23 protein-coding genes and 2 pseudogenes are annotated in these 22,081 nt (G+C 69.7%); 13 read left to right on the top strand and 12 right to left on the bottom strand.

Going from position 1 to position 22,081, the window contains the following annotated elements; genetic code table 11:
- Positions 1 to 33: 33 nt before the first annotated feature.
- Positions 34 to 564: a hypothetical protein gene (locus VAB18032_RS03350; RefSeq protein WP_013731370.1), complete on the bottom strand. Its 531-nt coding sequence runs from the start codon at positions 562 to 564 to the stop codon at positions 34 to 36.
- Between the two features lie 60 nt (positions 565 to 624).
- Here VAB18032_RS03350 and VAB18032_RS03345 point away from each other — a divergent pair, with 60 nt between their 5' ends.
- The gene (locus tag VAB18032_RS03345) at positions 625 to 1,065 is read left to right on the top strand and encodes a MarR family winged helix-turn-helix transcriptional regulator (RefSeq protein ID WP_043719576.1); all 441 of its coding nucleotides are present in this window, start codon (positions 625 to 627) and stop codon (positions 1,063 to 1,065) included.
- A gap of 76 nt (positions 1,066 to 1,141) precedes the next feature.
- Here the strand turns inward: VAB18032_RS03345 and VAB18032_RS03340 are convergent, their stop codons facing one another.
- The 3 genes from VAB18032_RS03340 to VAB18032_RS03330 form a co-directional block, all read right to left on the bottom strand.
- Positions 1,142 to 1,936 carry a DJ-1/PfpI family protein gene (locus VAB18032_RS03340; protein ID WP_013731368.1) on the bottom strand — a complete coding sequence of 265 codons (795 nt, stop codon included), beginning with the start codon at positions 1,934 to 1,936 and terminating at the stop codon, positions 1,142 to 1,144.
- Positions 1,929 to 2,921, bottom strand: coding sequence for a GlxA family transcriptional regulator (locus VAB18032_RS03335; protein WP_050814531.1), 993 nt, complete (start codon positions 2,919 to 2,921; stop codon positions 1,929 to 1,931). Before VAB18032_RS03335 ends, VAB18032_RS03340 begins: the two co-directional genes overlap by 8 nt.
- A 182-nt stretch (positions 2,922 to 3,103) precedes the next feature.
- Positions 3,104 to 3,655: a sugar O-acetyltransferase gene (locus tag VAB18032_RS03330; protein ID WP_081476014.1), complete on the bottom strand. Its 552-nt coding sequence runs from the start codon at positions 3,653 to 3,655 to the stop codon at positions 3,104 to 3,106.
- On the opposite strand from VAB18032_RS03330, the gene VAB18032_RS03325 reads away from it, so the two are divergent.
- From VAB18032_RS03325 to VAB18032_RS03315, 3 genes are all read left to right on the top strand, one after another.
- On the top strand, positions 3,654 to 4,673 hold the full coding sequence (locus VAB18032_RS03325; RefSeq protein ID WP_198408922.1) for a LysR family transcriptional regulator: 1,020 nt from the start codon (positions 3,654 to 3,656) through the stop codon (positions 4,671 to 4,673). The two genes, VAB18032_RS03330 and VAB18032_RS03325, sit on opposite strands and share 2 nt — an antisense overlap.
- Positions 4,674 to 4,741: 68 nt before the next feature.
- On the top strand, positions 4,742 to 5,629 hold the full coding sequence (locus VAB18032_RS03320) for an arginase family protein (protein ID WP_013731363.1): 888 nt from the start codon (positions 4,742 to 4,744) through the stop codon (positions 5,627 to 5,629).
- 71 nt (positions 5,630 to 5,700) lie between these two features.
- Complete coding sequence (locus VAB18032_RS03315) at positions 5,701 to 6,408, top strand: carbonic anhydrase (RefSeq protein WP_013731362.1); 708 nt, start codon at positions 5,701 to 5,703, stop codon at positions 6,406 to 6,408.
- Positions 6,409 to 6,717: 309 nt separating this feature from the next.
- Here the strand turns inward: VAB18032_RS03315 and VAB18032_RS03310 are convergent, their stop codons facing one another.
- Complete coding sequence (locus tag VAB18032_RS03310; protein ID WP_013731361.1) at positions 6,718 to 6,948, bottom strand: hypothetical protein; 231 nt, start codon at positions 6,946 to 6,948, stop codon at positions 6,718 to 6,720.
- Positions 6,949 to 7,044: 96 nt separating this feature from the next.
- On the opposite strand from VAB18032_RS03310, the gene VAB18032_RS03305 reads away from it, so the two are divergent.
- The gene (locus tag VAB18032_RS03305; protein ID WP_232510661.1) at positions 7,045 to 7,782 is read left to right on the top strand and encodes a TetR/AcrR family transcriptional regulator; all 738 of its coding nucleotides are present in this window, start codon (positions 7,045 to 7,047) and stop codon (positions 7,780 to 7,782) included.
- A gap of 118 nt (positions 7,783 to 7,900) precedes the next feature.
- Here the strand turns inward: VAB18032_RS03305 and VAB18032_RS03300 are convergent, their stop codons facing one another.
- The 3 genes from VAB18032_RS03300 to VAB18032_RS03290 form a co-directional block, all read right to left on the bottom strand.
- A complete protein-coding gene (locus VAB18032_RS03300) occupies positions 7,901 to 8,455 on the bottom strand; it encodes a hypothetical protein (RefSeq protein WP_148272193.1) in 555 nt (184 codons plus the stop codon).
- A gap of 51 nt (positions 8,456 to 8,506) precedes the next feature.
- Positions 8,507 to 9,454 carry a helix-turn-helix domain-containing protein gene (locus tag VAB18032_RS03295; RefSeq protein ID WP_013731358.1) on the bottom strand — a complete coding sequence of 316 codons (948 nt, stop codon included), beginning with the start codon at positions 9,452 to 9,454 and terminating at the stop codon, positions 8,507 to 8,509.
- A gap of 120 nt (positions 9,455 to 9,574) precedes the next feature.
- The gene (locus tag VAB18032_RS03290) at positions 9,575 to 9,988 is read right to left on the bottom strand and encodes a pyridoxamine 5'-phosphate oxidase family protein (RefSeq protein ID WP_013731357.1); all 414 of its coding nucleotides are present in this window, start codon (positions 9,986 to 9,988) and stop codon (positions 9,575 to 9,577) included.
- A 56-nt stretch (positions 9,989 to 10,044) separates the two neighbouring features.
- On the opposite strand from VAB18032_RS03290, the gene VAB18032_RS03285 reads away from it, so the two are divergent.
- Positions 10,045 to 11,133, top strand: coding sequence for a sigma-70 family RNA polymerase sigma factor (locus VAB18032_RS03285; protein WP_050814530.1), 1,089 nt, complete (start codon positions 10,045 to 10,047; stop codon positions 11,131 to 11,133).
- 34 nt (positions 11,134 to 11,167) lie between these two features.
- Positions 11,168 to 12,076 (top strand): annotated as a pseudogene (locus tag VAB18032_RS03280) (YybH family protein).
- On the opposite strand, the gene VAB18032_RS03275 reads toward VAB18032_RS03280, so the two are convergent.
- Positions 12,063 to 13,025 (bottom strand): NAD(P)-dependent alcohol dehydrogenase, encoded by a 963-nt coding sequence (locus VAB18032_RS03275; protein ID WP_013731354.1) that lies wholly within the window; start codon positions 13,023 to 13,025, stop codon positions 12,063 to 12,065. The pseudogene VAB18032_RS03280 and the gene VAB18032_RS03275 overlap by 14 nt on opposite strands.
- A 102-nt stretch (positions 13,026 to 13,127) precedes the next feature.
- Here VAB18032_RS03275 and VAB18032_RS03270 point away from each other — a divergent pair, with 102 nt between their 5' ends.
- The 3 genes from VAB18032_RS03270 to VAB18032_RS03260 all read left to right on the top strand — a co-directional run bounded on the left by VAB18032_RS03270 (position 13,128) and on the right by VAB18032_RS03260 (position 16,027).
- A complete protein-coding gene (locus VAB18032_RS03270) occupies positions 13,128 to 13,808 on the top strand; it encodes a TetR/AcrR family transcriptional regulator (protein ID WP_043722857.1) in 681 nt (226 codons plus the stop codon).
- Between the two features lie 285 nt (positions 13,809 to 14,093).
- Positions 14,094 to 14,393 carry a hypothetical protein gene (locus VAB18032_RS03265; RefSeq protein WP_013731352.1) on the top strand — a complete coding sequence of 100 codons (300 nt, stop codon included), beginning with the start codon at positions 14,094 to 14,096 and terminating at the stop codon, positions 14,391 to 14,393.
- A complete protein-coding gene (locus VAB18032_RS03260) occupies positions 14,393 to 16,027 on the top strand; it encodes an amidase (RefSeq protein ID WP_013731351.1) in 1,635 nt (544 codons plus the stop codon). The genes VAB18032_RS03265 and VAB18032_RS03260 overlap by 1 nt, the downstream gene beginning before the upstream one ends.
- A 555-nt stretch (positions 16,028 to 16,582) precedes the next feature.
- Here VAB18032_RS03260 and VAB18032_RS03255 read toward each other — a convergent pair.
- Positions 16,583 to 17,509, bottom strand: a complete 927-nt coding sequence (locus tag VAB18032_RS03255) for a helix-turn-helix transcriptional regulator (protein WP_013731350.1) — start codon at positions 17,507 to 17,509, stop codon at positions 16,583 to 16,585.
- Between the two features lie 131 nt (positions 17,510 to 17,640).
- Between VAB18032_RS03255 and VAB18032_RS03250 the strand changes: the two genes are divergently transcribed.
- Both VAB18032_RS03250 and VAB18032_RS03245 read left to right on the top strand, forming a co-directional pair.
- Entirely contained in the window at positions 17,641 to 18,546 is a 906-nt protein-coding gene (locus tag VAB18032_RS03250; RefSeq protein ID WP_013731349.1) for an oxidoreductase, read from the top strand.
- A gap of 347 nt (positions 18,547 to 18,893) precedes the next feature.
- A complete protein-coding gene (locus tag VAB18032_RS03245) occupies positions 18,894 to 19,304 on the top strand; it encodes a barstar family protein (RefSeq protein ID WP_043719563.1) in 411 nt (136 codons plus the stop codon).
- An 803-nt stretch (positions 19,305 to 20,107) separates the two neighbouring features.
- Here VAB18032_RS03245 and VAB18032_RS31475 read toward each other — a convergent pair.
- Both VAB18032_RS31475 and VAB18032_RS03235 read right to left on the bottom strand, forming a co-directional pair.
- Positions 20,108 to 20,881, bottom strand: a pseudogene (locus VAB18032_RS31475) (IS3 family transposase); the annotation flags it as partial.
- Positions 20,882 to 21,001: 120 nt separating this feature from the next.
- Positions 21,002 to 21,313, bottom strand: a complete 312-nt coding sequence (locus VAB18032_RS03235) for a transposase (protein WP_013731345.1) — start codon at positions 21,311 to 21,313, stop codon at positions 21,002 to 21,004.
- A 294-nt stretch (positions 21,314 to 21,607) separates the two neighbouring features.
- Here VAB18032_RS03235 and VAB18032_RS31470 point away from each other — a divergent pair, with 294 nt between their 5' ends.
- The gene (locus VAB18032_RS31470; RefSeq protein ID WP_013731344.1) at positions 21,608 to 21,880 is read left to right on the top strand and encodes a hypothetical protein; all 273 of its coding nucleotides are present in this window, start codon (positions 21,608 to 21,610) and stop codon (positions 21,878 to 21,880) included.
- Positions 21,881 to 22,081: the final 201 nt, after the last annotated feature.

Here is a 22,081-nt window from a genome sequence, read left to right as displayed (position 1 = left end):
GTGCCGGGCTCGGCACCGGGGGGCCGTCGTCGGTCAGGCCGGTGAGAGGCTGGTCGGTGTCGCCGGGTGCCCTGGCTCGTCGCGGTGGAAGATCCCGAGGAGGGCGAACCATGCCAGGATCAGAATGCCGGCCGGGCGTAGGAACTCCTCGGCGAGCACGGTGCCGACGAAGGAGTATCCGGCGAGCCAGAGGCCGGTGAGGACGCCGACCACGCGGACCGGCCAGGAGTGGCTGACCAGGGAACTGGCGACGATCCAGACGCCGGCGAGGACGTGGCCGCCGAGACGGACCGCCCAGGCGGTGTCGTACTCGACCGCGTTGATCATCAGGATGCCGGCCAGTACGTCGAGGGTCACCCAGCCGTAGCCGGCGGCCTTGGCCCACGGTGCCGCCGGCAGGCGTGATACGAGAAACAAGATCGAGAGGTGGAAGAATACGCCCAAGTACTCCCCCCACGCGACGTCCGGGTCCACGAAGAAGGCGATCACCGCTGGCAGGAACAGCACAAGGGGAAGCAGGGCCACCAGGCGCAGACTGGCGTAGTGCCGCCGGGGGTCGAGCATCGCAGAGTCCTCACGGTCGAGCCTTCTGCTCGGGACGAACACTAGAGAGGCAGTGTTGACATGTCAACAGCCGGGGTGGGTGAGGCGACCGAGCTGTGGCTACTGTGGAAGCGCGCCCACGAGACGGTCCGCGCTGCGGTCATCGCCGAAACCACTGCGGCGTCCGGCCTTTCCGAGCCCGAGCTGAGCATCCTGGTCCGGCTGCACGAATCCGGCGGAAGTCAACGGCAGAACGCCCTCGCCGCCGCCCTCGGCTGGGACCGGACGCGGCTGTCGCATCTGCTGACCCGGATGGCAAACCGCGACTACGTGACCCGCGACAAGGTCTCGAATGGAGTGCAGGTCGCGCTGCGACCGGAGGGCAGGCGGATGATCGACGCAACGCTGCCGGCGCTGGATGCGGCCACCCGACGTCACCTCGTCGACCGGCTGGGCCCGGACGGCGCCGAGACGCTCAAGGCCCTCATCGACCGCCTCCTGCTCGGCGAGACGAATAGCTGAGAGCTGAGCCGGCCCAGACGACCAACGGCCACACCAAGCGGAACGGCCGGTGGGAGTACGAGCAGGACTGTGTCGCTCAGGTCAGCACGTCGCGGACGCGGTCGCGTTCCGGCTGGAAGAGGTTCCAGAGGTGGTCCTCGTCGGCGTCCGGCAGGTTCTCGACGCGGCCGTAGTCGAAAGGCGGCTGCGGGTCGTACTCCAGGAATGCCTGGCCCCGGCCGGCGGCCCGCTCGCCCCACAGGCGTGCGGCGACCACGAGGGCGGCGTCCATTCCGGCGCTGACGCCGGCGCTGGTGACGATCCGGCCGTCGACGACCCAGCGTCGCCGCTTGAAGCGTGCGCCGGACAGCGGCAGTTCGTCGGCGAACGCCCAGTAGGTGGTCGCCGCGCGGCCCCGCAGGATGCCGGCGGCGGCCATCAGCAGCACGCCGGTGCAGATCCCGAACGTGATGCGGGTGTGTCGGTGCGCGGTCCGGATGTAGTCCAGGATGGCGGGATCCTGCATGAGGATGCTGGGCTGGCCCGGCCCGGGCACGACGAGTACGTCGGGCCGGGGGAGGGTGTCGTAAGTGGCGGTCGGCACCCACTGCAGGCCCGCGCCGCCGGGGATCGGTGCCAGGTCCGGGCCGACGAAGTGCAGCCGGGCCGGTGGCCCGCCCGCGCGTCCGGTGGCGCCGAGGACGCTCAGCGGGCCGATCAGGTCGAGCGGGACGAGCCCGTCGAAGACCAGGAACGCGATGTCGAGCGGTTCCCCGCCGCCCGCCGACCGTGTGCGGGCGGCGGCTGGGGCGGTGCTGCCGACGGTGAGGCCGGCTGCGGCCAGCGCGGCGCCGATGGTCAGGAGTTGGCGTCGGTTCGGGTGGTCAGGCATGGGGTGCACCTTTCTGGAACTGGTGGCGGTAGGTGGTCGGGGCCATTCCGATGACTCGGTGGAAGGCCTGTCGCATGGTCTCGACGCTGCGGAAGCCGCACTGCTTGGCCACCACCTCGACGGTGTCGTCACCGCCTTCGAGGAGCTGTTGGGCGGCCTCGACACGGATCTGTTGGACGTACTGGCCGGGCGTGGTGCCCAGCACCTCGATGAACAGGCGGGACAGGTGACGAGGGCTCACCGCCGCGCGGGCGGCCATCGCCTCCAGCGAGTGGTCGGCGTGTGGTTGCTCGACGACCGCGTCGAGCACTGCCCGCAGTGCCGGCTGGCATGACGGACGGGCGCGGCCCCGGACCGACCGTTGCGACTGTCCGGCCGGTCGTTGCAGGAAGACCACCAGCCACTGGGCGACCTGTCGGGCCAGCGCGCCGCCGTGGTCGCGTTCGAGCAGGGCCAGTGCGAGGTCGATGCCGGCGGTGACCCCGGCTGCGGTGTAGACGTCGCCGTCGTGCACGTACATGCCGTCGGACTCGACGGTGACCTGCGGGTACCGGTCGGCCAGTTCCCGGCAGAAGGCCCAGTGGGTGGTCGCCCGCCGGCCGTCGAGCAGGCCGGCCTCGGCGAGTACGAACGCGCCGATGCACACCGAGGCGACGACCGTGCACCGGTCGCGTACTCGACGGACCGCCTGCGCCAGCGGCACCAACGTGGTGCCGGTCGGGGCGGGGTCGCAGCCGGCGACCAGCAGGATGTGCACCGGCCCGGTCACCGCGTCCAGGCTGGTGTCGACGCCGAGTCGGACACCCTCGCGGGTGTGGACCGGGTGACCGTCGGGCGAGGCCAGGCGGACCCGGTAGTCTCCGCCGCACTTCGCCGCGAGGGCGAACACCTGCAACGGCCCGGCGACGTCGAGCAGGACGGCGCCGTCCGCCGCCGCGATGACCACGTCCCGAGAGCCGTCAGCGCGCGAAGGCGAAGCTCTCATGCGTCGAGTATTCGAAGTAGACATCGACCACGGCAACGACGGCCGTCCCACGGATCCGGCCATGGTGGTCCGGAACCGCAGCCGCTCTCCGAACGGCCACCGGGCCTTCGTCCGGGTAGGGGGCCGGTCGTCGGGCGGCACCTGGCAGGGCGTCGACCGCGCCGTACTGCGGCCGTGCCGGGTCAGTCGATCGTCTTGACCATCCGCGCCGGCACGCCCGCGACCAGCGTGCGGGCAGGCACGTCACGGGTGACGACAGCGCCGGCAGCGACCACCGAGCCCGCACCGATGGTCACGCCCTGGGTGACCACGGCGGCCGCGCCGATCCAGACGTCGTCCTCGATCACGATCGGGGCGCTGGCGACGTACTCGCGCCGCTGCACCAGGGGCAGCGGGTGCCCGCCGGTGATGAGGCTGACCTTCGGGGCGATCATCACGTTGTCGCCGATGCGGATGCCGCCGTGGTCCATGAACGTGCAGCCCTGGTTGACGAAGACGTTCTTGCCGAACCGCGTGTTCAGGCCGTACTCGGTGAAGAAGGGCGGGTAGATCGTCACCGACTCCGGCAGCGGAGCGCCGAAGACAACCGCCAGTAGTTCCGCACGCGCCTCGGTGTCGCTGAACGGCAGCGCGTTCAACCGCGAAGTCACGTCGGTCACCTGTGCGATCCGCTCCGCATAGCGCGCGAACTCGGGCGTCTGGACGTACATAACCTGGTCTGCGGTGGTGGGCATGCAGTCATCCCAGCACCTCCGGGAAGGCGCGATCAAACAACTCCGACACACCCGGGAACAACCACTGGTTGTGGCCGTAGAGTGGGGCGTGGACGTCGAAGCGCTGCGCACGTTCGTGGCCGTGGCCGAGGCCGGCCAGTTCCAGGCCGCGGCCGACGAGCTCGGAATCAGCCAGCAGGCGGCCTCCAAGCGGATCGCGGTCCTGGAGAAGTCCCTGGGGGTCGCGCTGCTGGTACGCACCTCCCGCGGCTCCCGGCTGAGCCTGGACGGGCAGGTCTTCCTGCCGTACGCCAAGAAGGTCCTGACCGCCGTCGAGCAGGCCGAACAGGCCGTGCGCCCCGGGGTACGCCCGCTGCGCGTGGACGTCCTCAACCGACGCATCGCTCCGGCCCAGGCCGTCTACCGCTTCTACCGGTCCCGTCCGGAGGCCGACCTGGACGCGGTCACCCTGGCCGAGGAGAACGCCGAACAGGCCGCTCGGGCCGTGCTCGAAGGAACCATCGACGCCTCGTTCCGTGCCCTGCCGGCGGACCAGGTCCCGGCCGGGATCAGCGCCGAACGACTCCTGGACTCGCCCCTGGAACTCCTGGTCGGGCCCAGTCATCCGCTGGCCGGCACGGCCTGGGTCAGGCCCACCGATCTGGCCGGACACCGCATCTGGATCCCCGGGATCAGGCCGGGCACCGAGTGGGCCCAGTTCTACCGGTCGCTGTCGCAGGCCTTCGGCCTGAGCATCGACGCGCTCGGCCCCAACTTCGGCGACGAGGCCCTGATGGACGCCCTGGCGGACTCGGCCTCGCTGGCGACCCTGGTCGGCAGCGAGGACCGCTACCTGTGGCCCCAAAGCTACTACCTGCGGCGCATCCCTCTGCGCAAACCGACCCCGCTCTACCCGCACGTGCTGCTCACCCGCACCGGGGACCAGCACCCCGTGCTGACCGCGCTGCGGGACCATCTGCGAGCCGCAAGACCGCGAACCACCGATGACGTGTGGGTCCCGGACTGGGTGGCCCACTGACCGGCCGCCACCCAGGCATGTCGGTTCCGGGACCTCGTCGGTGCCGGATGTCGCTCTACCCTGGATCGATGCGGTCGATCACGGTTCTTGACGCCCCGTCCAATCTCGGGTTGCGTGCCCCAGCCCCTGGTCTCGTCCCCGGGTGTTACAAGCTGGCCGGTGCGCTTCGAGATCAGCGCCTGCTCGACCGGCTCGGAGCGCACGACGGCGGTGTGGTCGTCCCGCCGCGCTACGACATCCGTGGCTGGCGGCCGGGGGACGGTGTACTCAACGCCGACGCCCTCGCGACGTACACGCGCCGACTCGCGGAGCGGGTGAACGTGGTCCTCGACAACGCAGGCTTCCTGATGCTGTTGGGCGGTGACTGTTCGATCCTTTTCGGGGCCGCGCTCGCGCTACGCCGACGTGGCCGCTACGGCATCGCCTACCTTGACGGTTCGATTGACTTCCGTCATACCGGCAACAGCACGTATGTGGGGGCGTCCGCAGGCGAGGGTACCGCCATCGTCACCGGCCGGGGTCAGCCGGACATTGCCGACATCGACGGGCTTGCGCCGTACTGCCGTGAGGACGATCTGGTTGTCCTGGGCGTCCGCGACTACGACGACCATCTCCACGAGGTGCGTGGTCTGGGCATCACGGTGCATACCGCGCCCGAGATCATCGCCGAGGGCCCTGTCCTGGTCGGCGATCGTGTGGCACAGGGACTTGCCCGCTGCGACGGCTACTTCGTACACCTCGACGCCGATGTGCTCGACCCTGCGGTGATGCCGGCCGCCGACGCGCCCGACCCCGGCGGCTTGGACCATCCGCATCTGGTGGAACTGCTCCGTCCGCTGCTCGCGAACCCGGCCTGTGTCGGCCTTGAGGTGACGATCTACGACCCGGACCTCGACCCGGACGGCCGCTACGCCGCCGCGCTCGTCGAAACCCTGGTCGACGCCCTGCGAAGCTGATCGATCACGCGCTAAACACTGTGGACGGCGGTGGTAGGAAGAAGACGTCTGTCTACCTATCAGGAGATCACGTGAACCCTTCCCCTCTCTCCCGCCGGTCCCTGCTCGCGACCGGTGGCGCCGTCGTCGTCGCCGCCACGGCCACCGCCGCTGCCCGGCCCGCCGTCGCCGCCGAGACCAAGCGGCCTCCCGTCACACCGGACGAGGCGCTGCGCCGCCTCCTGCACGGCAACCACCGGTTCGTCACCGGGCACAGCCGGCACCCGCACCAGAGCCTCAACGACCTACGCCGGCTGGCCGCGGGCCAGCACCCGTTCGCCATCCTTCTCGGCTGCGCCGACTCCCGGGTGACGCCGGAACTGCTGTTCGACCAGGGTTTGGGCGACCTGTTCGACAACCGGGTGGCCGGGAACATCGTCGACGACCTGGTCCTCGGCAGCGTGGAGTTCGCGGTGGAGGAGTTCCACAGCCCACTGATCGTCGTCCTCGGACACGAGCGGTGCGGGGCGATCACGGCCACCATCGACGCCATCCGCTCCGGCGGCACCGCACCCGGCCACATCGGCACGATCGTGGACAGCCTGCGCCCCATCGTCCAGCCTGTGCTCGGCCAGCCCGGCGACCCGGTCGACAACTCCGTACGGGCCAACGTCCGGGCGCAGGTCCGGAACATGATCGAACGCAGCCCGATCATCGCCGAGCGGGTACACGAACGGGCGTTGCGGGTGGTCGGGGCCCGGTACGACCTCGACACCGGCCACGTCACGCTGGTGAACTGACCGCCCATCCCACATCGGTGACGTCCGGAGGAGTCCTCGACCACACGAGGTGCGCCTCCGGGCGTCGGGATTCGTGCTGCCGGTCGACTCGCCGGCACGATGAGGATCATCAGCTATCCGGGTATCGCCGACGCCAGCGCACATCGCAGAGGTTGCCGTCCGGTTGGCCGATGAAGAGCAGGTCGCTCGCGGTGGTGAGAAATGCCGTTGCCGTGGGCCAGCGAGTACGGCATTCGCTGCTTCCACGTCACTTTGTTGGTACTCACGTCGACGGCGACCACGCCAGCTGGGCGACGCGAGGCCGGGTGGTCAGCGCACTGTGTCGGAGTAGACCTCTACGTCGTAAAGCAGCTGTACGTTACGACGACCGTTGGTGATGCCGACGAAGATCGGGTCACCGGCCGGGGTGCGACCCTGACGCCACACCTGCTCCCGGGCCGCTTCCCGCGACTCGTGATGGATCTTGCCCTCCTGATGCAGATGCATGACGCGACGAGCGGTGATCCGGTCGCTGTCGAGGTGGACTCGCAGCAGAGGCATGACGAGACCTCCTTGCCCGCCTGTCCTGGCCTACCTTCGCATGTTCACTTAGCTTACCGCTGTTAAGTTACCTGTCCACGGTACTAGAGTGGATCCATGACCACCGCAGAGCCGGGTGAGCCGAGGATGCCTTCGACCGGGCGGCGGGATAACCGGGCCTCGTCGCCGGTATGGCTGCGTGCGGAGCCGTCGCGCGTACGACGGAAACCGCCGCTGACGCTCGAACGCATAGTCGACGCAGGGGTGACGCTGCTGGACGAGCACGGCATCGAGGGCCTGACGATGCGCTGCCTCGCCCAGCAGCTCGACGTGACGGCTACCGCGTTGTACTGGCACGTGAAGACGAAGGATGACGTCCTGGACCTGGCCGCCGACCACATCTTCGGCGACGTACCGATTCCGGACGTGAGCGACGACTGGCTGGAGGACATCCGCGTCCTCGCCCGGGCCTGGCGCAGCGCCATGCTGCGCCACCCCTGGGCACCAAGGTTGATCGGACGTCCGATGCTCGGACCCAACGTCCTAGCCCGTACCGAGTTCCTGCAATCGGCGCTCGTGCGCGGCGGCTGTCGCGGACTTCAACTCGCGGTGGCCACGCGAATGCTGGCCAACTACGTCATCGGCGCCTCGCTGACCGAGGCCACCTGGCACCAGACCGCAGACCCTCGGACGAGGACCGCAGCCCGCGACCACATCGCCGCGAACGCCGATGCCTATCCGACCCTCAACGCCTCTGGCCACCTCGACGACAGCCGGTGGAACGACGACCTGCTGTTCGAGGAGGGCCTTGACGGCATTCTCCTGGCAGCAGCACGGGCAGGAACGCCGCAATGACCGCGTGCACCCGTCGGCGGCGCGGGTCATGAATCCCGCGTAGTCACGGAAGGACTGGCCTCGGTCTATACCCGCCCAATCTCGACGGTGACCATGGCCATCGACCGTCTGTTCGGCACTACTGTTGGCGGTAGATCTCTGGGATGGATTCCGTGATCCAGCGCACCGTCTCGACGATACTGAGATTGGTCGTGTCGACGCCGATGTATCGGTAGTCGGTGTTGGCGGCCTCCCGGATGGTTCGGTCTTCCGGAATCAGGTCGACCCTGTCGCGCCACCGCTGTGTCGTCTGCTTCGCTCTGCTGAGCCGTCGGTCGTCACGCACGTCGCTGTCGACCAGTAGCTCCACCAGGAACACCGCTGTCGGCTTCGGCAGCAACTGCCGGAACGCGAGGTAGTCGCGGTAGTCGCGGAGAAAGCTCCCGGCGATCACGTTGACATAGCCGGCGGAACAGAACCTCTCCACGAGGCCCGCGACGTTGCCTCGGAGCAGGTCGAAGAACTCGTCGTCCATCGGGCATGGGTTGGTCTGGCCGATGTCTTCCGCGTCGATGCGGGCGCTGTAGGGCGTACAGGGCAGCAGCGCACGGATAATGGTCGACTTGCCGGCGCCCTCCTGCCCGCACACGAGGACGAGGCGACCCTCCGGGACCGGGGACACCACTCGCTCCACTGTAGACCTCCGTCAGGATGCCAACCGCCGCGCGCCGGGCCGAACGCCTGGTCAGGTCAGCGCGGCGACGGCCGCGTGCAGCCAGGTGGACGCCGGGGCCCGCACGACGGGTTGCGGTGTGCCGTTGATGGTGGCGGTCAGCGAGTGGTACCTGCCGAGCAGCGCCACATGCCGGGCCACCTGGGGCTCCGGGTCGGCGGCGACGACCTGCCGCCGTACCTCGGTCAGATCCCGCTCACCGCAGCGACTGCCGGCCAGCGCCACCCACCGCGTCGCAAGCTGCCGGGCCTCGCGGGAGTCGACCGGTACGCCGGCCTCGGACGCGGCCCTGGCCTGCGCGAGGATCTCGACCTGTTCCGCGACCTCTGCCTCCGTCGACGGGTCGTCCCGGCCGTGGTCCGCCGCGTCGGCGAAGGTCTCGCCGAAGTACTGGCGGACCGCCCGCCGGAACCCGGCGTCGCGCACCATGTCGGCCAGCTCGATCCACGCGTCGAGCTGCTCGCCGGTGGGGTCCTCCGGCAGCCGGGGCCGCCACGGGCGCAGGTAGTCGACGAACTCCCGCACGTCGAGGCCGTCGGTGACCTCGGTCCAGAACTCCTCCACGAGTTGCTCACGGTCGTCGTCGGACATCGACGCCAGCCGGTGCACGAGACTCACCTGCCCGGCCTCGCTGTCCTGCCGCACCACCGCCCGCAGCACGGCGCGCCGGGTACGCAGCTGCCCCATCTGCCGCTCGACGAGCGCCAGATGAGCGGCCGCGAGATCCCGCACCGTGATCTCGTCGGCCAGCAACCGGCGGATCTCCTCCAGCCCCGCGCCCAGGTCCCGCAGCGTACGCACCAGTTCGAGGGCCGCCACACCGCGCGCGTCGTAGCACCGGTACCCGGCCCCGGTGTACCCGGCCGGCGCGACGATGCCCTCGTCGGCATAGAACCGGATGGCGCTGACACTCAGACCCGTACGCCGGGCCACATCCCCGATCGACAACCACTCGTCCATGGCCACCACCCTGACGTCTCAAGCCGCTGGAGAGTCAACAGCGAAGCCGGACAGCCGGTGGCGTCGACGACGGCGGCGATCCGCTCGGGCACGAGCCACCGAATTCGGCGGCCCGGACGGTCACATCGAGAAGCGGTTCACCCGCTCGGGACGCAGCACGATGCGCACCACTCCCCCGCTGCGCCACTCGTCGACCAGGATCTGACGCTTCGGGTCGCTCATGTCGTAGTACCGCTCGGCGAGCCGGGTCGCCAACTCCACGCCGCCGTCGTCGTGCAGCGTGACCGGGCCCTCCACCGACACCCAGTGCTCGGGCTCACCGGTCGGCGCGGCCACGACCACGGAGGCCCGTGGCCGCTCACGGAGACGCTCCAGCTTCGGCGCGTCCGGCAGCGAGAACATCTGGAGGTCACCGTCGTCGGTGACCTCGAACCACACCGGGCGCGGCGCCGGCCAGCGGTCCCCCCGGGGCGCCACGGTGAGGAAGGCGTACAGCGGCCGGGCGAGCAGGGCGAGATCCTCGTCGCGGAACATGACATCCAGCTTAAGACGTGGGTTGGCGTCGGTCGCGTCGATGTAGCCTGGCGGTGATGAGCGGTGCCGGAGATCCCGGGAACGGTTTGCGTCGGGTGCGCGAGTCTGCCGTGTCGCAGTTGTTGGTGGCGGCGCGGGCGGGTGACGGTGACTCCTTCGGCCGTTTGGTGGGGCCGCTGCGGGACGAGTTGCGCGCGTACTGCTACCGGATGCTGGGGTCGGTCCATGACGCGGAGGACGTGGTTCAGGACACCCTGGACCGGGCGTGGCGCAGCCTGGACCGGTTCGAGGATCACGGATCGATCCGGCCGTGGCTGTACAAGATCGCGACGAACCGGGTACTGACGGTCATTGAACGTCGGGGACGGCGGCGGGAGTTGCCCACCGACATGAGCCCGGAAGGTGTGCCGCCGGCCGAGGCGGCGTGGCTGGAGCCGTACCCGGACCGGCTGATGGGTTGGACGGAGCGACTGAGCCCGGAAGCCCGCGTCGTCGCGCGGGAGAGCGTGGAGTTGGCGTTCGTGGCCGCCTTGCAGCATCTGTCGGCGTCGCAGCGAGCGGTGCTGTTGCTACGCGACGTGCTCGGCTATTCGGCCAGCGAGGTCGCCGACGTGTTGGACACCACGGTGGCCGCGGTCAACAGCGCTCTCCAGCGGGCCCGCAGGGTCGTCGTCGAACGGCGTGCGGAACCCAGCCAGCAGCAGACCCTCAGGATGCTCGGCGACGCGGCACAACGGGAGGTGGCTCAGCGGTACATGACCGCCTGGGAGGCCGGTGATGTCGACGCCATCGTGGCGATGCTCACGGAGGACGCACGGTACTCGATGCCGCCGCTGGCGACCTGGTACGTCGGCCGGGTCGGCATCCGCGGGTTCCTGGTCGACACGGTACTGCGGCATCGCTGGCGGTTCCTGCCGGTGCGGGCGAATGGGCAGCTCGCGTTCGGCACGTACCTGTGGAGCGACGAGCGGGGCGGGTACGTCCCGGCGGGTCTGGATCTGCTGGCGCTGCGCGGCCGGCAGGTGGCCGAGGTGGTCTCGTTCCTCGATGCCGACTTCCCGACCTTCGGGTTGCCAGACCAACTGGCTGGAAGTGACACGCGGGCGCGCGATGAGTTTGCCGACCGGCCGGGGTTGTACTCCTGACGGACGTATCAACCCGGAAGGACCCGAGCCCGCCATGGCTACCAACGAGGAGCAGATCCGCACCCTGATCGAGCGCTGGGCCGACGCGGTCCATCACGGCGATCTCACCGGCGTCCTCGCCGACCACACCGACGACATCGTCATGTTCGACGTGCCGCCACCGCATCAGGGAGTGCGTGGCCTCGACGCCTACCGCGAGACGTGGCCACCATTCTTCCAGTGGCAGGCCCAAGGCGCCTCGTTCGAGATCGAGTCCTTGGAGATCACCGCCGGCGACGACGTCGCCTTCGCGTACGCCCTGCTGCGCTGAGGCACCGAGCACGACTTCGCCGACGATCCGCACAACCGTCTACGGCTGACGATCGGTCTGCGCAAGCAGGCCGGGCGGTGGGTCGTCGCCCACGAGCACCACTCCTTCCCGCTCACCGACGCGCCCACCGCGGCGGACCCGATCCCCGAGCGGGACCACGCCGCCGAACGGGAGCTGCGCCGGCTGCACCAGCGCTGGTTCGGCAGCACAGCCAGCAAGGACCTCGACGGCCTGATGGCGCCCATCGCCGACGACGTCGTCTCGTACGAACACGACCAGCCGCTGCAACATGTCGGAGTCGAAGCCGTCCGCGCGGTATGCAAGGCCGGACTCGACGCGGCCGGCGACAGCACCGTCACATGGAACGTTCCCGACCTGAGAATCGTGGTCGACGGCGACCTCGCCGTCGCCTGGGGCCTCAACCATGTGCAGGTGACACCCGCGGACGGCCAGGCCGTAGACAGCTGGTCCCGCGGGACCCGCATCTTCCAGCGCAGGAACGGCGCCTGGCTGATGACCCACCAGCACCTCTCCTACCCCTACGATCCAGCCACCGGCACCGCCAGGACCGACCTACGCCCGCAACTGGACCAGTGCGACCAGCACGGTGCGACGGACCTCAGTCGACCCTGACCACGTACTTGCCTCGCACTCCGCCCGCCTCCAGCGCCCGGTGTGCCGCCGCTGTCTCCTCCAACGAGAAGTACCTGTCCACCACCGGGCGCAGTCCACCCTCTGCCACCTGGCGGGCGAGGTCGTCGAAGAGTGCCCGCGTGGGGTTGCCGCTGAAGAAGCGCACCCGGCCGCCTCCGTGTACGGCGCTGGCGGCGATGTAGCTGAGTGAGGCGGCGGGCCGTGCCAGGTCGAAGGCGATAGTGACCATGCGTCCGCCGGGTGTCAGCAGGCGCCGGAAGGCCCGCAGGTCGGTGCCCGCGGTGTCGAGGACCACGTCGAACAGGCCCAGTTCCCTCGGCGGGACGGTCCGGTGGTCGATGGCGTGGTGGGCGCCGAGCGTGCGGACGAAGTCGAGGTTGGCGGCGCGGGCCAGGGCCGTCACCTCGGCGCCATATGCCCGTCCGAGCTGCACGGCGGCGTTGCCGACGCCGCCGGCAGCGCCGCATACGAGCAGTCGTTCGCCGGGGCGCAGCCGGGCCTTGTCACGCAGCGCCGTGATGGCCGTGGTTGCCACCGGCAGTGCGGCGGCTGCCGCCAGATCCAGTCCGTCCGGGACCCGGCCGAGCCGCTCGGCGCGGACTGTCACGTACTCGGCGGCGCTGCCGAATCCGGTACGGCCCACGATGCCCCACACACGGTCGCCGACCGCGAAGTCCGTCACGCCGGCGCCGAGTGCGGCGACCTCGCCGGTGAGGTCCAACCCGACCCGCTGCGGGAACTTCCGGCCGGTGAAGAGACGGAGGCTGCCGGAACGGGCCGCCAGTTCGCCGCCGTTGATGCTGAACGCGCGCACCCGCACGAGTACCTCGCCGGGCGCCGGTTCGGGGCGTGGTATCCGGCCCACGTACAGCACCTCGGGGCCGCCGAAGCGGTCGAAAAGCACTGCTCTCATCATGCGGTCGTCCATCGTTCTCACCTTCGCCACCAGTGGCCCTGCGGGGAGCCCGGCGCCGAGCGCAGGCTAATAAGTGGACGACATCGTCCGGTTGGCCGGAGGTGAGAAACAGTGGTGGAGGAATCCTCTCGGATCGCGGGTCCGGCCAGCCTGCGGGCCGACGCCCGGCGCAACCAGGAGCGCATCCTCGTCTCCGCCCGCGCGGTCTTCGCCGAGCACGGGATCGACGCGCCCATGGCGACCGTGGCCCGCCGGGCCGGGGTCGGCGTAGCGACGCTGTACCGGCGTTTTCCGACCCGGGATGCCCTGGTGCGGGCCGCGTTCGCGCAGCAGATGGAGACCTGTGCCCGAGCGCTCACCGAGGCGCTGGCCGACCCCGACCCCTGGCGGGGCTTCCAGCGCCTGGTCGAGACCGCCTGCGAGCTTCAGCGGGAGGAGCAGGGGTTTTCGGCCGCGTTCGTCGCGGCGTTCCCGGACAGCAGGGTGGAACACGCGCAGGCCCGAGAACAGGCCGAGCGGGACCTCCTGACCCTGGTCCGCAGAGCCCAGGCAGCGGGCGCGTTACGGGCCGACTTCCACCCTTCTGACCTCGCCGTGGCCCTGTTGGCCCACTGCGGTCTGGTCACCGCGCTGCCGCGTGACAGCGCCGCCTCCCGCCGCCTGGTGGCGTACCTGCTCCAGTCGTTCCGCGCTGAGGCGGCTCACGGGGCCCTACCTCCACCGAGCACTCTGTCGCTGCGCAGTCTCCCGCTCGCGGCGGACAACGCCCCGAGACAGCGGCCCTTCAGAACCTGACGCAAAGCGGCGCCCGCCGCACGGCACGCCCTTCGGACGGCGACAGTCCACCACCGACACTGATACCCACGCCGTCAACATCCGTGCGCAGAATGTGGCGAGGCAGCATCGCCGTGACTCGCTGCCTGGGCACTCCAGGACCGATCGGTCCTGGTGATGCCGGTCTGTCGGCAGGCTCAATGATCTCTCAATTTCTGTCGCGGGGTCCTATCCCCACACCGGAGTCGGCCTAGGTTCGGCTCACTTCGCCGGAAAGCGGTGACCCGCCTGCCCGAGAGGAGCACCATGGCCCCCACTCCGCCAACCGATGCTGAACTGAACGTCCTGATCCGGGCACGGCTGGCCGCCCTCGGCATAGATCTCGACCAGCTCTCGCCTGGCACCACCCCCGATCCCGAGACCGGCTCCCCCGGCCGGGACTCGGTACTCGCCTCGCTCCGCTCGTTCATGCGGGGCACCGTCGCCGGGCTCGCCGCCTACCAGTTGCCCGCCGCCGGCAACACCGATCCCCGGCTCGCGGCGGCGTTGTCACAGCAACGTGTGCCGATCCTGTACCCGGCGACCAGCACGGAATGGCGGAAGTGATGACTGTCGAACCCCTCGACCGTTCGGTCGATCGTCGGGCCTTCCTGGCCCGCGCTGCCGCGCTGGCTGTCGTCTCCACCGCTGGCGCGACTGTCGCCGTCCCCTCGGTGGCGGTGGCCAGCGGGCCGTCGGCCACCCGGCGTCCGGTGAAGAACGGAGCGCTGGACCAGCCCAACGCCTATGTCCAGCCTCGCCCGGAGGCGATCGCTGATCCGACCGAGCTGACCATCGCCGAGGCGGCCTGGCTCATCCGGGCCAACAAGCTCACTCCCGAGCGTCTGGTCGAGGCGTACCTGGCGCGCATCTCCGCGTACGACGGCGTCTATCGGGCCTTCAACCTGGTCCTCGCCGACGCGGCCATCGCGGCGGCACGCGCCGCGGCCCGTGGGCCTCGACGCGGGGCGCTGCACGGGATTCCCCTCGCGATCAAGGACAACTTCTACACCGAGGGGGTCCGCACCACCGCGAACTCCTTCCTGTTCCAGGACTTCGTGCCGCCGTACGACGCGACCGCCCTGGCCCGGCTCAAGGCGGGCGGCGCGATCGTCCTCGGCAAGACACAGATGGGACCGCTGGCGACCACCCGGGCCACCACGCCGGCGGGGGTGGTCACCACGGTGAACGCCTGGACGCCGACCAACCGCAACACTGACCCGGGCGGGTCGTCCACCGGCACCGCGACCGCGGTGGCGGGCCGCATGGCGACCTCCGGCATCGGCACCCAGACCGGTGGCTCCATCACCTCGCCGTCGAACGCTCAGGCCCTGACCGGGCTCAAGCCGACCATGGGCCGCGTCTCGGCGGCCGGCGTCATCCCGCTCTCCTACACCCGGGACCATCCGGGGCCGCTGGCCCGCGACGCCAAGGATGCCGCCATCATGCTGACCGCGATGGCGGGCGAGGACCCGGCCGACCCGCGTAGTCAGGGGCTGCCCGAGGTGCCCAACCTGATCGACGCGGCTACCCCGGTGTACCGGCGCAACCGGGTCAGGCTGCGCTGGAACACCAGGATCGGGGTGTTGCCCGGCTTCGCCAACGGCACCTCGGCCACCGCGCTGGCCCGCCAGGCGTATCTGGCCCAGCTCGCCGAGATCCCCGGCGCGGCGCTGGTGGACGTGCCGTTGCCGGAGGGCTGGAGCCAACTCACCGCCAGCATGTTCAACAACATCCGGTTGCCGGAGCGCAGCGAGCCGTTCATGCCCTACCTGCGTGACAACCTGCGCGGCTTCGGCGTGTCAGTGACGAGCTGGCTGCAGGGCGCGTTGCTGGGCGGCAACGAGTTCCTCACCGGTCAGCGGGCCAAGCTGTTGCTGCTGGAGCGGGTGCTCGACGAGCTGTTCGACGCCTGTGACGTCGTGGTGCAGACCGACCCGGTGCCCTTCGACATCCTCGGTCTGCCGGAGATCGCCTTCCCGATCGGGTTCACCAGCGCCGGAGTGCCGATCGGCACCATCCTCGGTGGACTGCCGTACGCCGAGGACCGGCTGCTGTCCGTGGTGGCCGCGTACCAGGCGACGACGGACTGGCATCGTCGCCGGCCCACCGACCCACCCGCCGCCGCCCGGGCAGGGACCGATTCCGCGCCCGAGGAGCTGCGTCTGACGGCCGAGCAAGTCGCCGAACTCACCCAGTGACCACGGCGGAGGGCGGGAGGTTCCCGTCCTCCGCCGCTTCGCCGACGCACATGGCCGCCCGGTGACCTGATCCAACCCCGGGCGTGCCCAACCAGAGTTGGTGAGCAGAACAGCGTCGCACCCTATCGTGCGGAGAGACCAGGTCCATCCGCTGGGCCGCTTGCCGCCGTGTGACCTGGCGCGGCTCGCGATGACACACGCATGTCCCGCCCGAACAGCACGAGGTCGCGCCCGTCACCGCGCCGCTCGCCGTCCGGGACGAGGTGGCTGAAGGTCTCCCGTCCACGAGCATGCAGATCCTCCATGCCATGGCCTCCCTTCGCGCGCCGGTGACCCGAGTCAGCCTTGCATCGACAGGGATGATTCTCCGGCGGTAGCCCTCGGCGGCGGGCTCCACCACGATTCCGTCGACGGGTCGACCGAACCCCGGCTACGGCTTCGGCGTGGGTCCGACCCCGAACCTGTCGCTTGACGAGCACACCGAATGCCGGGTGAGCGTTGCAGCACCCGGAGCATCAGGCTTCGTCAGCGCCGTACGAGGTATGAGCGCACCGATCATGGTGTCCCGCTGGGGGTGCGGCGGGCGGCGGTCCCGCGCGTTTGGGAGGGGTGCTTGTTGCCGAGCGCTGAGCGGGTCGCGTGCAACGATGCCAGCAGTTGCAGCCGGTCCGCGTCGGCGCTGCCCGGTTCGGCGGTGAAGACGAGCATGACGGAGCCGGGATTGCCCGGCAGGGGGTACGTGTCCCAGTCCAGGGCGATGTCGCCTACCTCAGGAACCCGGAAGGTCTTGGTGCCGCTGACCGAGTCGCGTACGTCGTGCTGAGCCCACAGCCGCCGGAACTGGTCGCTGCGGATGCTCAACTCGCCAACGATCGCGGTGGCGCGTGGGTGGGTGGGGTCGGTAGCGACGGCGGCGCGCATCATGCCGATGTAGTCCAGGGCCTGCTGCTCCCAGTCCGGGCAGCTCCGCTCGCCGGTCAGCGTGTCGTCGAACAGCAGCAGGAGCATGTTGAGCCGGTCGGTCGGGTAGGCGTCCGGGTCGCCGAGCAGCGCCTGCGCCATCGGGTTCCAGTCGAGTAGGTCGAGATGCCGGCTGAGGATGACCGCCGGGGTGTCCATGACCCGCAACAGGCGCCGGGTGCTGTCCGGGACCCGCTCCGGATCGCGGTTCACCGGGGCGGGTGCCGACCGGCGGGCGGCATGGGCCAGGGTGAACAGGTGCCGGCGTTCCTTGTCATCGAGGCTGAGCGCGCCGGCCAGCGCGTCCAGGACGTCGTCGGACGGGCGTACCTCCCGGCCCTGCTCGATCCGCTGGTAGTAGTCGGTGCTCAGCCCGGCCAGCAGGGCCAGCTCCTCGCGCCGCAGCCCGGTGACCTTGCGCCGGCCGCCCGGCTCCAGGCCGACGTCGCGGGGACGCAGCCGGCCACGCCGGGCGCGTAGGAAGTCGCCGAGTTCCCGAGCGTACGGATGAACGCTGCTCATGCCGCAACTGTGCAGCGGCCCGGACCACCGAAGGTAGGTCCGGCAGACCTAGGCAACCGAGCACGACCGAACCCGCCCGAACCGCTCCTAACGTCGGTGGGCCAACGTACCGACACCTCCAGGAGCAGCAGATGACCGGATGGACCGCCGATCTCATCCCCGACCAGCGTGGCCGGGTAGCCGTCGTGACCGGCGCGAACTCGGGCCTCGGCCTGGTCACCGCCACCGAACTGGCCCGCCACGGCGCCCACGTCGTGCTCGCCGTTCGCAACACCACCGCCAGCGAGGAGGCCGCCCGCCGGATCGGCGGCGACGTGGAGGTGCGCGAGCTGGACCTGGCCTCCCTCTCCTCCGTGCGGGCCTTCGCGGCGAAGCTGGCCGGCGACCACCCGGCGATCGATTTGCTGGTCAACAACGCCGGCATGGTGCTGCTTGGCCCACGCCGCACCTCCCCCGACGGATTCGAGCTGCATCTCGCCACCAACATGCTGGGCCACTTCGCGCTGACCGGCCTGCTGCTCGGAAACCTGGCCGCGGCGGGGGAAGCCCGCGTGGTCAGTCTCAGCTCGATCACCCACAAGAACGCGCACCTGGACTTCGAAGACCTGATGTTCGAACGCAACTACCGGGCAGCCTCCGCCTACGGCCGGTCCAAGCTCGCCACCACGATCTTCGGCATCGAACTGGACCGCCGCCTGCGCGCCGCCGGAGCGCCGATCGTCAGCGCACTGGCCCACCCCGGTCTCACCCGCACCAACCTGACTCCGCGTGCCTGGGAGCACCGTGGCCGGTTCGGGCGGCTGATCGCGTGGGCCGGGCTGCCGATAACCCAGCCGGTGGAGCAGGGCGCGCTGCCGCAGCTGCGGGCCGCGACCGAGCCCGGTGTGCGGGGCGGCCAGTTCTTCGGCCCGTCCAGGCTCTGGGAGACGCGGGGCAGGGTCACCGAGGCCCGACTCAGCCGGGAGGCCGCCAACCCGGCTGCCGGCAGGCGGCTGTGGGCGGCAGCCGCGGAACTGACCGGCGTCAGCTACCTCTGACCTCCGACGGTCACCGGTCGGCGGCATTCCGCAGCGTCGCGAGCAGCACCGCACCTGCTCGGATGGCTGCCGGCCACGATCGCGCGTCCGCCCGTAGCAGAAGGCACGATGAGAGACCCGGGCCCGGATCACGTCCGCCACAACCTGTCGCTCGGCACACCGGCGGCGAAAACCCCGACCACGAAGAGTCCGAATCGCCACCAAACGTACGCGGGCCTGCGGGGTGGCCACCGCCGGGACCAAGTGCTGGGCGGTCTGGCACATGATGCCGTAGTTGCTGTGGAGGACGTCGATCGAGGTGGACAGGATGACGGACAAAGCGTGGCATCGCTCCACGGAAACCGCTCGTGGTCTGCTCGCGTGGTTCGCTGGTGGAGTTAGCCGCTGTGCTACCGGCGTCCGGCAGATTCGTGGTCGCCCGCCTTGACGGCACGAGGATGGTGGATGCCGACCAGGTTTCCTACGACTTCTCGGACGCCTTGCTCTTTCCCAGCTACTTCGGCTGGAACTGGAACGCACTGTCCGACTGCCTCAGAGATCTGCACTGGCTGCCGGCGGACGGCTACCTGGTGATCATCGACAACGCGCCCCAGCTGCTGCCGGACAGCTCCCACGACCGGCACACACTCTTCCGTATCCTCGCCAAGGCAGTTCACCACTGGGCCAGCCCCCTCGGGCAACCGGAGGGAAAGGTCGTCCCGTTCAAGGTCCTACTGCTGTGTGACCGGGACGAAGAAGGGCGCCGGGAGCGGCCATAACCGTCGGGCTCTGCGGTCACTGGGACCATCAACCGCCATGCCCGCTGGCGGCACACCACACCCAGACCGAGCGGGTCGGCGACCTGGTCCACCTCCGGACACTGTTCGCCGCCGAGCCGGACGCCGAGGACCTGGTACGCCAGCGCATCAACGACACCCTGTCCCGCGGAGAGTTGCTAGGCCCGGACGAGACGGTCACCCGTTGGCGGCTTCGGTCCAGCGGGCCCAGCGAGGTGACCCCCGAAGAGGCAGACCACGCCGAACGCCTGACACACACCTGACCGATATCCGTCTGGCCTGAGACACCTCAAGGCCAGCCCAATCCGATCGGGCAGCAGCAGGTTAGAAGCCGCCCGCGCCAGGCGCTGGGCTGGTGCGGTACCGGCGACCGGCTATCCGGCAAGACCGTGTTTCGAGCTTCACTTGACGAGCGTCACGCAGGGTGATGCCCGGTCGGGGCACGGCCGATCAGTTCGGATGCCTAGGGGGTGGCGGACCTAAGCATCGATCTCGTAGCGGTACCAACGCCGGCGATCGCCGGCGACCTGAAGCCACAGCATCTCGTCACGGCCGACCTTTCCACGCGCCCAACCTGACGGTCGCCGGCCGTCTGGCAGCAGCAGCTGCTCGCGTTCCTTTTCGACCACGACCCTGCTGTCTCGGCGGGCTCGACGAATGTCCCAGCGGTACCGTCCACCCTCCCGGTGCTGGTCGAGGAAGGCGACATCGGCGCCGGAGACGGCCAGGCCGGAGCAGCTTCTGGGCTTGACCAGTTTCGACGGACAGGGTCGATAAGTTGATCTTTAGGCTACCTTGAGAGCAGGTAGCAGGCTGATGGTGGTGCCGCCTTCATAAGCGGCGGGGCTGAGGTAGCCGAGGCTGGAGTGCCGGCGACGGGTGTTGTACCAGCCTTCGATGTACTCGAATGTTGCCTGCTGGGCGGCTTTGTGGGTGGGCCATGCCTGCCGGTGGATCAGTTCCGTTTTCAGGGTTGAGAAGAACGATTCGGCGACGGCGTTGTCCCAGCACTGCCCGCGCCGGCCCACGCTCAGGCGTACGCCGTGCCGCTTGGCGAGGCGGGCGTGCTGGGCGCTGGTGTATTGACAGCCGCGGTCGGAGTGAAAGACGAGACCGTCGGCGGGTCGGCGCCGTTGCAGGGCGTCGGACAGAGCGGCGTCGACCAGGTCGGTCTTGAGGTGGTCGGCCACCGCCCAGCCCACGACGCGGCGGGAGGCCAGGTCGATGACGGTGGCCAGGTAGAGCCAGCCCTCCCATGTGTTGATGTAGGTGATGTCGCCGCACCAGCGGGTGTCTACCGCGGTCGCATCGACGGTGAAGTCCCGCTCTACGAGATCCGGCCGCTGCCAGGCGTTCGGATCGGCGATGGTGGTGGTCTTCCAGCGGCGTGGGCTCCTGCCGCGTACGCCGGCCTCACGCATCCGGCGGGCGATGCGTTTGCGGCCGTGCCGCCGTCCGACGGCGGCCAGTTCGGCGTGGATGCGGGGAGCGCCGTAGGTGCCGTTCGAGGCCGCGTGCACGGCAATGATCTGCTCGGTGAGCTGCGCGTCGACGCGGGCGCGGGTGGACTGCTCGCCGGGCGTGCTGGTAGTAGGCGGACCGGGAGACCTTCAACAGCTCACACGCGCGCTTGACGTTGTGCTTGCCGGCCTGCTCCGCCTCGATGAACGGATACACGTTCACCGGGTCTCCCTCGCGAAGAAAGCCGTGGCCCGCTTGAGGATGTCGACGTCCTGCTGCAGCCGCTGGTTCTCCGCTCGTAGCCGGGCCAACTCGGTCCGCTCATCCGACGTCAGCCCGTCGGATCGGGTCCCGGCGTCGAGTTCGGCCTGCTTGACCCACGCCCGTACCGCGGTCTCGGTCAGATCGAAATCCCTGGCCACCTGCCCGACCGTGCGGTCACCACGCTGACACAACTCCACGATTTCAGCCTTAAAGTCCGGCGTGAACGCCCGCCGCGGCCTCGATCGCTTCTTTCCCACGTTCTCCATGATGCTGGACATCCTCCCGGAGACCCCAGGTCCCCTGATCTCGGATGTCCGTCAAAACGGGGCAGGCCCACGCGACATCTCGTTCAGGACGACATCGCACGCCACGCGCACAGCAGCCGCAGCACCGTCGCCATGGTCGAGCGCGGGCGGCAGGTCGTGGACCGGATCTGCTGGCTGCAGTGCGAGTCGCTCCTCGACTGTCAACGGTCTTTGGGGTCTCCCCGTAGGCGGCCTGCGGATGTCCCCGCTGGTGGTCATGGAGTTCACTGGCCGCCGACAGGGCACTGCCGCGCGATGACCGACAACGAGGCTGACGACCAGATAGCCTGTTCCGCCCCGGGTTTGATGGAGACATCAAAAGGCGGGAATACCTGGCTGTTCTCGGGCGCGGTCCCCGGCCAGCCGTTCAGCGCCGAGCAACTCACCCACAGACTCAACGCCCTCGGCATCCGGATCCGGGCGGCTCGCAACACCACCCTGATCGACCTTGCCAGCGAGGTACCAGCCGTCGTACTCAGCCAACTGCTCGGCCTCCACGTCCGCACCACCACCGACTGGGCACGGTAGGTCGGCGCACCGGGAGTCGAGTACGCCGCCGATGTCTCCGAGCGGAAGACGCCCGGCTACTGATACCCGGACCGCCCCGATGACGGCCGAGCCGATGTCGACCGCTCCCGGCCAAGTTCTTTGTCTTCCAGCTATGCGATGACCACCAGTGACCCGAGAAGACAGAAACCCGACGCTTGCCGCCCGTTATCCCGGACAGCG

This window comes from Micromonospora maris AB-18-032 (genome assembly GCF_000204155.1).
GTDB classification, from domain to species: domain Bacteria; phylum Actinomycetota; class Actinomycetes; order Mycobacteriales; family Micromonosporaceae; genus Micromonospora; species Micromonospora gifhornensis.
Note: the sequence above shows the minus strand (reverse complement) of the source record. Positions and strands in the feature narration are given on the sequence as shown.

Excerpts from the sequence above, each read along its gene's own strand:
- VAB18032_RS03235 (WP_013731345.1), bottom strand. The coding sequence starts at position 21,313 with ATGGAGAACGTGGGAAAGAAGCGATCGAGGCCGCGGCGGGCGTTCACG.
- VAB18032_RS03325 (WP_198408922.1), top strand. The coding sequence starts at position 3,654 with ATGCAGTCATCCCAGCACCTCCGGGAAGGCGCGATCAAACAACTCCGA.
- VAB18032_RS03350 (WP_013731370.1), bottom strand. The coding sequence starts at position 564 with ATGCTCGACCCCCGGCGGCACTACGCCAGTCTGCGCCTGGTGGCCCTG.
- VAB18032_RS03285 (WP_050814530.1), top strand. The coding sequence starts at position 10,045 with ATGAGCGGTGCCGGAGATCCCGGGAACGGTTTGCGTCGGGTGCGCGAG.
- VAB18032_RS03250 (WP_013731349.1), top strand. The coding sequence starts at position 17,641 with ATGACCGGATGGACCGCCGATCTCATCCCCGACCAGCGTGGCCGGGTA.
- VAB18032_RS03290 (WP_013731357.1), bottom strand. The coding sequence starts at position 9,988 with ATGTTCCGCGACGAGGATCTCGCCCTGCTCGCCCGGCCGCTGTACGCC.
- VAB18032_RS31470 (WP_013731344.1), top strand. The coding sequence starts at position 21,608 with ATGACCGACAACGAGGCTGACGACCAGATAGCCTGTTCCGCCCCGGGT.
- VAB18032_RS03255 (WP_013731350.1), bottom strand. The coding sequence starts at position 17,509 with ATGAGCAGCGTTCATCCGTACGCTCGGGAACTCGGCGACTTCCTACGC.
- VAB18032_RS03275 (WP_013731354.1), bottom strand. The coding sequence starts at position 13,025 with ATGGACGACCGCATGATGAGAGCAGTGCTTTTCGACCGCTTCGGCGGC.
- VAB18032_RS03265 (WP_013731352.1), top strand. The coding sequence starts at position 14,094 with ATGGCCCCCACTCCGCCAACCGATGCTGAACTGAACGTCCTGATCCGG.
- VAB18032_RS03295 (WP_013731358.1), bottom strand. The coding sequence starts at position 9,454 with ATGGACGAGTGGTTGTCGATCGGGGATGTGGCCCGGCGTACGGGTCTG.
- VAB18032_RS03330 (WP_081476014.1), bottom strand. The coding sequence starts at position 3,655 with ATGCCCACCACCGCAGACCAGGTTATGTACGTCCAGACGCCCGAGTTC.
- VAB18032_RS03345 (WP_043719576.1), top strand. The coding sequence starts at position 625 with ATGTCAACAGCCGGGGTGGGTGAGGCGACCGAGCTGTGGCTACTGTGG.
- VAB18032_RS03310 (WP_013731361.1), bottom strand. The coding sequence starts at position 6,948 with ATGCCTCTGCTGCGAGTCCACCTCGACAGCGACCGGATCACCGCTCGT.
- VAB18032_RS03260 (WP_013731351.1), top strand. The coding sequence starts at position 14,393 with ATGACTGTCGAACCCCTCGACCGTTCGGTCGATCGTCGGGCCTTCCTG.
- VAB18032_RS03320 (WP_013731363.1), top strand. The coding sequence starts at position 4,742 with ATGCGGTCGATCACGGTTCTTGACGCCCCGTCCAATCTCGGGTTGCGT.
- VAB18032_RS03340 (WP_013731368.1), bottom strand. The coding sequence starts at position 1,936 with ATGCCTGACCACCCGAACCGACGCCAACTCCTGACCATCGGCGCCGCG.
- VAB18032_RS03335 (WP_050814531.1), bottom strand. The coding sequence starts at position 2,921 with ATGAGAGCTTCGCCTTCGCGCGCTGACGGCTCTCGGGACGTGGTCATC.
- VAB18032_RS03305 (WP_232510661.1), top strand. The coding sequence starts at position 7,045 with ATGACCACCGCAGAGCCGGGTGAGCCGAGGATGCCTTCGACCGGGCGG.